This window comes from Burkholderia arboris, assembly GCF_902499125.1.
Classification (GTDB): Bacteria; Pseudomonadota; Gammaproteobacteria; order Burkholderiales; family Burkholderiaceae; genus Burkholderia; species Burkholderia arboris.
The window spans coordinates 228,163-235,191 of sequence record NZ_CABVPX010000010.1; the positions used below are offsets into that span (position 1 = coordinate 228,163).

General features: G+C 69.4%; 8 protein-coding genes. 5 read left to right on the plus strand and 3 right to left on the minus strand.

The window, feature by feature from the left end; translation table 11 throughout:
• Nucleotides 1-55: 55 nt before the first annotated feature.
• The 4 genes from BLA15945_RS15090 to BLA15945_RS15105 all read left to right on the plus strand — a co-directional run bounded on the left by BLA15945_RS15090 (nucleotide 56) and on the right by BLA15945_RS15105 (nucleotide 3,129).
• The gene (locus BLA15945_RS15090) at nucleotides 56-754 is read left to right on the plus strand and encodes a phosphatase PAP2 family protein (protein ID WP_059237330.1); all 699 of its coding nucleotides are present in this window, start codon (nucleotides 56-58) and stop codon (nucleotides 752-754) included.
• Nucleotides 755-883: 129 nt separating this feature from the next.
• Complete coding sequence (gene modA / locus BLA15945_RS15095) at nucleotides 884-1,684, plus strand: molybdate ABC transporter substrate-binding protein (protein WP_059237331.1); 801 nt, start codon at nucleotides 884-886, stop codon at nucleotides 1,682-1,684.
• Nucleotides 1,685-1,694: 10 nt separating this feature from the next.
• On the plus strand, nucleotides 1,695-2,372 hold the full coding sequence (modB, locus tag BLA15945_RS15100) for a molybdate ABC transporter permease subunit (RefSeq protein ID WP_174992785.1): 678 nt from the start codon (nucleotides 1,695-1,697) through the stop codon (nucleotides 2,370-2,372).
• A 55-nt stretch (nucleotides 2,373-2,427) separates the two neighbouring features.
• Complete coding sequence (locus BLA15945_RS15105) at nucleotides 2,428-3,129, plus strand: sulfate/molybdate ABC transporter ATP-binding protein (protein WP_059237333.1); 702 nt, start codon at nucleotides 2,428-2,430, stop codon at nucleotides 3,127-3,129.
• 167 nt (nucleotides 3,130-3,296) lie between these two features.
• Here the strand turns inward: BLA15945_RS15105 and BLA15945_RS15110 are convergent, their stop codons facing one another.
• The 3 genes from BLA15945_RS15110 to BLA15945_RS15120 all read right to left on the minus strand — a co-directional run bounded on the left by BLA15945_RS15110 (nucleotide 3,297) and on the right by BLA15945_RS15120 (nucleotide 6,320).
• Nucleotides 3,297-4,127 (minus strand): TOBE domain-containing protein, encoded by an 831-nt coding sequence (locus BLA15945_RS15110; RefSeq protein ID WP_174992786.1) that lies wholly within the window; start codon nucleotides 4,125-4,127, stop codon nucleotides 3,297-3,299.
• Between the two features lie 48 nt (nucleotides 4,128-4,175).
• On the minus strand, nucleotides 4,176-5,810 hold the full coding sequence (locus BLA15945_RS15115; RefSeq protein ID WP_174992787.1) for a CHAD domain-containing protein: 1,635 nt from the start codon (nucleotides 5,808-5,810) through the stop codon (nucleotides 4,176-4,178).
• 126 nt (nucleotides 5,811-5,936) lie between these two features.
• Nucleotides 5,937-6,320, minus strand: coding sequence for a tautomerase family protein (locus BLA15945_RS15120; protein WP_174992788.1), 384 nt, complete (start codon nucleotides 6,318-6,320; stop codon nucleotides 5,937-5,939).
• A 113-nt stretch (nucleotides 6,321-6,433) separates the two neighbouring features.
• Here BLA15945_RS15120 and BLA15945_RS15125 point away from each other — a divergent pair.
• Nucleotides 6,434-7,029: LysR family transcriptional regulator (locus BLA15945_RS15125; RefSeq protein ID WP_174992789.1), on the plus strand; the 596-nt coding region annotated here is incomplete at its 3' end.

Here is a 7,029-nt window from a genome sequence, read left to right on the forward strand (position 1 = left end):
TCCGGCTCGCGCGTTGATTTAAGCATTCTCCCCGCCTTCGTTCGTCCCCTTCCCGATGTTCGACCTGTCGTCTCACCTGTGGATCATGATCACCGCGTTCGGCGGCGCCGGCCTGACCCTGCCGCTCGCGATCACGATCGCCATCTGGCTTGCACTCGGCTACTCGTGGCAGCGCGCGGCCGCATGGCTCGGCGTGCTGGCGGCGGCGATCGGTGTGGTGGCGCTCACGAAGATCGCGTTCCTCGGCTGGGGCATCGGCATCCGCGCGTGGGATTTCACCGGGTTCAGCGGCCATGCGATGCTGTCGACGTCGGTGTATCCGGTCGCGATCTTCCTCGCGCTGATCCGCACGCGCACGCCGGTGCGCATCGCCGGGATCGCGCTTGGGCTCGCGGCCGGCATCGCGGTTGGCGTGTCGCGCGTCGCGCTCGACGCGCATTCGCCGTCCGAATCGATCACCGGCTGCATCGTCGGCGCGATCGCCGCACTCGCGTTCATCGCCGGCTCGTGGCGCGCGGTGCCCCACCGCTGGTCGGTGCCGGCGGTCGTCGCGAGCCTCGCGATCGTCACCGTCGCGCTGCACGGCATCACCGTGCCGTCGCATCGCTGGGTCACCAAGGTCGCGCTGCAACTGTCGGGCCACGAGCGCCCGTTCGTCCGCGCGCGCTGGAAAGCCAACCCGAACTACCATCCCGCATCGCAGCCGTCGTCGCTGCAGCGCACCGAATCGTCGACGCACACGCTCCGTACGTGACGGGCCGCCCGGCCGCACCTTTTCAGGTCTGACCATTTCATGCGCGCCGTCGCATGAACGGTATGTCGAGCGTTATAACCCGCCCTATATTACGATTACGGTTTCCACCCATTCAAAAACGAATCCACCATGCGCTCAACCGTCCGTCCGCTTCGCCGCACCCTGCTCCGCCTGCTGCCGATCGCCACGCTTGCCGCTGCCGGTATCGCATTCAGCGCACCCGCTTCCGCCGCCGACGAACTGGTCGTGTCGGCGGCCGCCAGCCTGACGAACGCATTCAAGGCCGTCGGCGAAGCGTACGAGAAGCAGCACCCGGACACCAAGGTGCTGTTCAACTTCGGCGCATCGGACGTGCTGATGCAGCAGATCGCCAAGGGCGCGCCGGCCGACGTGTTCGCGTCGGCTGACCAGAAGGCGATGGATCGTGCGGCCGACGAAAAGGTGATCGTGCCCGGCACGCGTCGCGATTTCGCGGCGAATTCGCTCGTGCTGATCGTGCCGGCGGAGGGCCATGCGGCCGCGCCGACGTCGCTGAACGACCTGACCGCGCCCGGCGTGAAGCGCATCGCCTACGGCGACCCGGCATCGGTGCCGGTCGGCCGCTACACCGAAGGCGCGCTGCGCGCGGCCGGCGTGTGGGATGCCGTCAGCGCGAAGGGCGTGCTGGCCGCCAACGTGCGCCAGAGCCTCGACTACGTGGCGCGCGGCGAGGTCGACGCGGGCTTCGTGTTCGGCACCGACGCCGCGATCATGCCGGGCCGCGTGAAAGTTGCGCTGACGGTGCCGACCAAGACGGCCATCACCTATCCGATCGCCGTGGTCAAGGACAGCCGCCACGCCGCGCAGGCACAGTCGTTCATCGACTTCGTCGCGTCGGCGCAGGGCCAGGCCGTGCTGTCGACGTTCGGCTTCAAGCCCGCTGGCAAGTGAGCGTATCGCGATGCAAGACGCCTGGGTACCGCTGCTGTTGTCGCTGAAGGTCGCCGGCTGGGCGACCGTGCTCGACATCGTGCTCGGCGTCGCGGCCGCGTTCGTGCTCGCGCGCTGGCGCTCGCCGCTGCGCGACGTCGTCGATTCCATCCTGACGCTGCCGCTCGTGCTGCCGCCGACGGTACTCGGCTATTACCTGCTCGTGCTGCTCGGCCGGCGCGGCGTGTTCGGCGCGTGGCTCGACAGGCTCGGCATCGAACTCGTGTTCACGTGGCAGGGCGCGGTGATCGCGTCGATGGTCGTCGCGTTTCCGCTGATCCTGAAGTCGGCGCGTGCGGCATTCGAAGGCGTCGATCCGCATCTGGAACGCGCGGCGCGCACGCTCGGGCTCGGCGAAGTCGCGGTGTTCTTCCGCGTGACGCTGCCGCTCGCCACGCGCGGCATTCTCGCGGGCGCGCTGCTCGCGTTTGCCCGCGCGCTCGGCGAATTCGGCGCGACGCTGATGATCGCCGGCAACCTGCCCGGCCGCACGCAGACGCTGTCGGTCGCGATCTACGCGGCGGTGCAGGCCGGCGACGACAACACGGCCAACTTCCTCGTGCTGGTGACGTCGATCACCTGCGTGCTCGTGCTGCTCGCGACCGGCTGGCTCGTGCCGTCGCGCGCCCGGCGGAGCCAACTGACATGAAGCACATGCTCCGTTCTTTCCGTTCCACGGCCGGATGGCTTCGGCGGAGGCCCGCATGAGCCTCGTCGTCGACATCCGCAAGACCTACGCGAACGCCGAGCGCCGCTTCACGCTCGACATGTCGTTTACCGCGACGACACAGCGCGTCGTGCTGTTCGGGCCGTCCGGCGCGGGCAAGAGCATGACGCTGCAGGCGATCGCCGGGCTGCTGTCGCCCGACGAAGGCTCGATCACGCTGAACGGCGAAGCGCTGTTCGACGCCGCGCGCCGCATCGACGTGCCGACCCGCGACCGCCGTGTCGCGTACCTGTTCCAGGACTATGCGCTGTTTCCGCACCTGAACGTGCGCCAGAACATCGCGTTCGGGCTCACGTCGGGGCTGCGCAACCCGCGCGCGAAGACGGTGCCGCCGGAAGTCGCGTACTGGCTGCGCGCGTTCGACCTGGAAACGCTCGCAGGGCAGTATCCGTCGCAACTGTCGGGCGGGCAGAAACAGCGCGTCGCGCTGGCGCGCGCGCTGGTCGCGCAACCGCGGATCCTGCTGCTCGACGAACCGTTCGCGGCGCTCGACGGCGCGATGCGCCAGCGCATGCGCCACGAGCTCGCCGAACTGCAGGCGCGGCTCGATATCCCGATGGTGCTGATCTCGCACGACCCCGACGACGTCGCCGCATTCGGCGACCAGGTCGTGCAGCTGAGCGAAGGACGCGTGCAGGCGACCCCGCCGCACGCCGAGTGGCCGACGCGCGTCACCTGAGCGCGCGAGGCCGTGGTCGTGGCAGGCACGTTGGAGCCTGAGAGAAGCCGCGCGTAGCGGCATAAGCTGAAAGCGGAAACGAAGCCGGCGCCGTGCACGCGCTGTGCGATGCCGGCTTCGCCCCGTCCGTCACACGATTGTCGACGCGCGCCGCCCTGCCTGCTGCGTCAGCCCGTCACCGCGAGAATCACGCTCGACGCCTTGAACAGCGCGATCGCCCGACGGCCGGCGTCGAGTTGCAGCGCCTGAACGCTGTCGTTGGTCACGACGGCCGTCAGCGTCCCGCCGCCATCCAGCGCCAGCGTCACCTCGCTGTTCACCGCGCCCGCCGCCACGGCTTCCACGCTGCCCCTCAGCTGGTTGCGCGCGGACACCTTCAGGTCGGCATCGTCCACCGCCAGCACGACCCACGACGCCTTCACCAGCGCGCAGGCGTCCGCCCCTTCCTGCAAACCGAGCGCATCGGCGCTTTCGTGCGTGAGCACCGCGACGACCGCTTGCCCGCCCGGCAGCACGAGCGTCACCTCGTCGTTGACGGTGCCGCGCACGATCGACGCGACCTTGCCGAACAACTGGTTGCGCGCGCTGGTCTTCATCCCGATCCGGCCGATCAGCGCCCAGTCGACGTCGAAGCCGGCAACGGCCGCGCTCGCGGCCTCGATGAAGCGGCGATGCTCGCGCTCGATCGTGCGGAATGCGGCGATCAGCGAGGTCGCGCGCGGCGTCAGCGTCGTGCCGCCGCCACCCTTGCCGCCCGTCGAACGTGCGACGAGCGGTTCGCCGGCGAGATTGTTCATCGTGTCGACTGCATCCCACGCGGCCTTGTAGCTGAGGCCGACGGCCTTCGCCGCGCGCGTGATCGAGCCGGTGTCGCCGATCGCCGCGAGCAGCGCGATGCGCGTCGCGCCGCCGAGCGTCTGTTCGCCGGCGCGCAACCATAGCTCGCCGCCCAGTTCGAGCGGTTCGGCGGACGAGGAAGAATGCGGTGCGTCGGTCATCGGCATGCCTTCGGGAAACGGGCGGCCATTATAGTCAGCGCGCGCCGCTCAGCCCGGCTTGCCGTCGAGCTTCGGCGGACGCAGGCTGGCGAGCAGCGTCTCGGCGTCGCGCGCGGCGCGCTGTTCGAGCGCCGCGCCGTAGCCGCGCACGAAGCCGAGCTGGTACGGCGGCGCCGCCAGCTGCTCGAGGTGATGCAGTGCGACCATCGTGTCGTTCGCTTCGCCGAGCACGCCCTGCACGCGCGTCAGCGTCTTGACCGTCTCGTTGCGCGTGCGGCGCGACGCCAGCGATGCGAAGAATTCGAGTGCGTAACGCAGCCGCTTCGCGTCGATCCGCACCTGATGGCGCGCAGCCGTATCGAGCGACGTGAGCGACGGCGACGCGTAGAGATGGCCGAACAGCCGACGCACGCGCTTGGTTGCGTGACGCCGCAGCGACGGTGCGTCGTCGCCTTCGGCTGCCGGCAGCGCCAGCGTGCCCAGCCATTCGAGCCAGCCGAGCGTCAGCCGCGCATAGCGGGCCGAATGGAGCGCTTGCCGCAGCTCGACGCGCGCGGCCATGGACTGCGCGCGGGCGGCATCGAGCGTGCCGTCCCAGTCGCCGTCACCGCCGTCGGCCGCGATCAGCGCAGGGAGGCTTTCGGTCGAAAACACGTCCCAGTCGCGCACCGTGCCAAGCAGCGCGGCGACCCAGCGCAGGTCGGCGCCGAGCGTGTCCTGCCATGCGCGGTCGGCAAAGCGCGGGAAAAAGCGCATCAGCGTGCGCAGGCGGCGCAGCGCGACACGCATCTGGTGCACGAATTCGGGATCGTCGTGGTCGAGCACACCACGCTCGTTGCCGAGCCATTGCGCGGTGATGTCGCCGGCCAGCGCGAACAACGCGCCGCGTTGCGTGCGGATGCCGGTCAGGTCGACGAGTCGCGCCTTGACCAGCCCGGCCGCCGCAAGCTCGCCCGCGCAAGCGCGGTCGATCACGCTCGTCAGCTGCACGAAGGCGGGCCATGCGCCGCTCAGCTCGCGCGCCGCGGCGAACAGCGCATGCAGCGCGGCCGTGCGCGCGGCGACGGTTTCCCAGTCGGGTGCGGCAAGGCGCAGCTCGACGTAGCGGCGCGGCGGCTCGCCGCCGCCGGTCAGCGTGATGTCGTCGAGCGTCATCTCGACCACGACGCCGCTGTCGTCGGCCCACCGCCCGCGCCGCCGTTCGCTCATGAGGCGCAGCGCCGACGCTTCGGGCTGCGCACCCGCAGCCGGAGGCTCGGCGGCCTCAGGCGCGACGCCATTGACTTCGTCTGCCGGTGCATCGGCATCGGCCGCGGTCGTCGTCACGGGTACGGGTAACGGCATCGCGACGACGATGCCCGCATGCTCCGCGTCGAACAGTTCGCGCTCGGTGACGCCGGGCGCAAACGCCTTCGTACGCGACGCGACGACCCGCCTGCCATGCGCGTTCGACTCGACCCACGTCCACCAGCTCGCGCCGGGGCTCGTTTCGGCCTCCTCGATCTGGCATGGCTCGATCGTCACGCGCTCATGGCCGCGACGCATCCGCACCTGCGGGCAGATCCGCCACGCGCGCACGAGTTCGGCGCCGAAGTCGCGCTGCGTGCCGCGGGTGCGACTCGCAGCCTTGACCGGCCACCCTTCCAGCGACAGCGACAACACGATTTCCAGCACACGCGACATGGAAGCTCCTGCACATGAAGGATCGCCGGCGCATCATCCGCGCCGGCGTCGCCCGTGAAGCAGCTTCCATAGTACACGTCGCAAAAACGTGCCGGCGACGGTCTGGCCCTGTCGGCCTGTCGCAGGTCAAACGGCGTATTGCGCGAGCCCATGGCCGAACGACCAGTTCTCCTTCAGCACCTCGACAAGATTGATGAATACGTCCTGCTGCCGCACGCCGGGCTGCTCCGCGAGGTTGTCGGCGATCGCCCGGTACAGCGCCCGCTTCTGCTCGAGCGTGCGCGTGTTGTTCGCGGTGATCTGGATGATCACGAGATCGTCGCTGCGCTCGATGTCGAGGTAATGGCGGCCATACACGAAGTTCTCGGCCGCATGCTCGGTGACGACCATGAAGATGTCGTCCTCGGGCACGTTGAACGTGCGCACCAGCGCACGTTGCACGCCGTCGACGAGTGCCGCGCGGTAGGCGGCCGGTTTGCCTTCGCGGACGGCGATACGGGTGAATGGCATGGTCCTGCTCCTGTCGGTGGGTAACGTTGAAGAACGGAAACACAGCGTCAGGTTAGGCCCGCCGATCTATAATGAACAGTCATTGATGGATATTTCATTCATTTACACTTGAAATGAAAGTACTCGATCTCGATGCTGTCCGCGCGTTCGTGCTGGTCGCCGATCTCGCCAGCTTCACGCGCGCCGCCGATGCGCTCGGCACCACGCAATCGGCCGTCAGCCTGAAGCTGAAGCGGCTGGAAGCCCACCTCGGCAAACCGCTGCTGGCGCGCACGCCGCGCGTCGTCAAGCTGGCGGCGGACGGCGAGAATTTCCTGCCGGCCGCCCGCGCGCTGCTCGATGCGCACGAGCACGCGCTCGGCGCGATCTCGGCGGGCACTTACCGCCTGTCGCTCGGCGTCAGCGAGCACGTCGCGGTGCCCGACCTGCCGGCCGTGCTCACGAGCCTGCACCGGCAGGATCCCGGGCTGTCGCTGGAAATGCATCTCGGAACGTCGACCGGCCTGCTCGCGCAATACGACGAACGCCGGCTCGATGCCGTGATCGTGCGGCACGAACCGGGCGAGGATCCGCCGCGCGAAGACGGCACGCTGCTGTTTACCGAGCCGCTGGCCTGGCTCGCCGCGCCCGACTGGTTGGTGCGCGCGGGCGAGCCGCTGCCGCTCGCGGTGCTCGCCGGCCCGTGCGGCGTGCGCGCCGCCGCGCTGCG

Coding starts and splice junctions, on each gene's coding strand:
- BLA15945_RS15090 (WP_059237330.1), top strand. CDS start 56: ATGTTCGACCTGTCGTCTCACCTGTGGATCATGATCACCGCGTTCGGC.
- BLA15945_RS15115 (WP_174992787.1), bottom strand. CDS start 5,810: ATGTCGCGTGTGCTGGAAATCGTGTTGTCGCTGTCGCTGGAAGGGTGG.
- BLA15945_RS15110 (WP_174992786.1), bottom strand. CDS start 4,127: ATGACCGACGCACCGCATTCTTCCTCGTCCGCCGAACCGCTCGAACTG.
- BLA15945_RS15120 (WP_174992788.1), bottom strand. CDS start 6,320: ATGCCATTCACCCGTATCGCCGTCCGCGAAGGCAAACCGGCCGCCTAC.
- modB (WP_174992785.1), top strand. CDS start 1,695: ATGCAAGACGCCTGGGTACCGCTGCTGTTGTCGCTGAAGGTCGCCGGC.
- BLA15945_RS15105 (WP_059237333.1), top strand. CDS start 2,428: ATGAGCCTCGTCGTCGACATCCGCAAGACCTACGCGAACGCCGAGCGC.
- modA (WP_059237331.1), top strand. CDS start 884: ATGCGCTCAACCGTCCGTCCGCTTCGCCGCACCCTGCTCCGCCTGCTG.